The sequence below is a fragment of the Rhabdothermincola sediminis genome (assembly GCF_014805525.1).
GTDB lineage: Bacteria > Actinomycetota > Acidimicrobiia > Acidimicrobiales > Acidimicrobilacustridaceae > Rhabdothermincola > Rhabdothermincola sediminis.
Genome location: NZ_JACFSZ010000040.1, coordinates 1 through 2006, shown reverse-complemented (window position 1 = coordinate 2006; position 2006 = coordinate 1). Strand labels below are relative to the sequence as shown.

The following is a 2006-nucleotide window of genomic DNA, read 5'->3' as shown; positions in this document are numbered from 1 at the left end:
GCTTCCACTCCGCCGACGCCGCCCTCGCGCTCGTCATGCTCGGCGCAGGCCCCATCGACCTCAAGCTGCCACACGAACACCCACCCGCTCAGGCCGCCGCATGACCCACATCACCGTCAGGAGAGCCTGAAGTCGTCGAGTCCGAGGTGCCCCTACTGTATTCAACGCTACGCGCGCGTGCGAGCTGAAGCACCCCGGGTTTCGTGGAGGCTCTGGCTATTGGGTCACTGTCAGGTCGGCGGTGAGGGTCTGACGGTAGTAGGCGGCCTCGTGGGTTGCCGGGGTGGTGTAGCGGGGCCCGGGTGTGATCGTGCCGTGCAGGCGCCGGTTGTTGAACCAGTCGACGTAGGTCATCGTGGCGAACTTGACGTCCTCGATGCCGGCCCAGGGGCCCTGGCGGTAGATGAGCTCCCACTTGTAGAGCCCATTGAATGACTCGGCGAGGGCGTTATCGAACGAGTCGCCCTTGGAGCCGACCGAGGCGACGATCTCGTTGACGGCGAGCCGGTCGGTGTAGCGAATGGACAGGTATTGACCAGGCTCGATCGATCGAAGCAACACGGCCTTGTTGCAGGGAGCGTAGGTGCTCATCGAGGGCTTCGGCTGGGGTCTTCGATCCGAGGATCTTCCGAGGGTGTGCGTTGATCGCTGCTTCGACGGCGGCGAGCTCCTCACCGTCCCAGCGCGACAGGTCGGTGCGCTTGGGGAAGTACTGACGCAGCAGTCCCGTTCGTGTTCTCGTTGGTGCCGCGCTGCCAGGGGCTGTGGGGGTCAGCGAAGAAGACGGGGATGCCGGTCTCGACCTTGAACGCGACGTGAGCTGAGAGCTCCTTGCCGCGGTCCCATGTCAGGGATCGGCGGAGGCTCTCGGGGAGCGTGGCCATCGTGTCGGCAAGGGCGTTCTTCATCGTGATGGTGCCGTAGCCGGCCAGCGCCGGACCGTTCTTCGGGGTGTGCTTGTGCCGGTAGCCCTCCTCCCGTGGGAGGTGGACGAGCTTGGTGTAGCGGGTAGTGCGCTCGACGAGCGTGCCGATCGCGGAGCGCTCCAGGCCGATGACCAGATCGCCTTCCCAGTGTCCGGGGATGGCACGGTCCTCGACCTCGGCGGGTCGCTCGCTGATCATCACGTCGGGCGTGACGTGTGCCCACGCCTTGCGCTTCGCCCGTCCTCGAGGCACCCGCAACGCACGCCCGGTGCGTAGATATGCGACCAGCTCCCGCTTCAGCGCTCCCCGGCTCTCCACGTAGAGGGCCTGGTAGATCGCTTCGTGGCTGATCCGCATGGACTCATCATCGGGGAAGTCGACCTTCAAGCGGTGGGCGATCTGCTCGGGACTCCACGCCGTCGTCCACGGCCGGTCCTTGCGGTGCGGCTTCCCTCGGCCCTTGCGCACGACGACGTCGGGTCCGACCTCACGACCGTCGGGTGCGCGCACGACGCCAGCCAGGCGATCTTGCACGTACTCGCGGAACCGGTCGTTCTCGATCAGCTTCGCGACCTTCGGGCGCCGGGCGCGACGCTCGGCATGCCACTGGGCGATCGAGGGCTTGTACTCGAGCTTCCAGGTTCGGGTCGACGCGTTGCGGCGCAACTCACGGGAGATCGTCGAAGGACTGCGGTTCACCCGACGAGCGATCTCTCGCACCCCGTGACCTTGCGCCTTGAGCAGCGCGATGTCCTCGCGCTCAGACAACGACAGGTAGCGGCCCGACACTGTCGAAGGAAGGCATGGGTTCACACCGCCAGCGTGCCGGAACCACCGATACCCGACCGGCGATGACACGCCCGCCTCGACCGCCACCTCGTCGGTCTTCACGCCCCGGGCGATCGCTGCCCAGAACCGAACACGATCCTCGCGCCACGCGACCATCGGCGCACCTAGGAGACTGCTGAGCAATCGGGTGGGCGGGTCGATTCGCGTTGGGGGCGTGGATCGAAAAGAATGGGCCGATGCAAGGGACGTCTCGCCCGGATCGTGAGTTGCTCGACGCGGCGGCATTGTGCA

Annotated in this window: 2 pseudogenes; both read right to left on the bottom strand. The window is 66.4% G+C overall.

Annotated features, from left to right (window positions below):
• Positions 1-216 precede the first annotated feature (216 nt).
• A pseudogene (locus tag HZF19_RS16050) lies at positions 217-534 on the bottom strand (integrase core domain-containing protein); the annotation flags it as partial.
• Between the two features lie 13 nt (positions 535-547).
• Positions 548-1871 (bottom strand): annotated as a pseudogene (locus HZF19_RS16045) (IS30 family transposase); the annotation flags it as partial.
• Between the last annotated feature and the right edge of the window lie 135 nt (positions 1872-2006).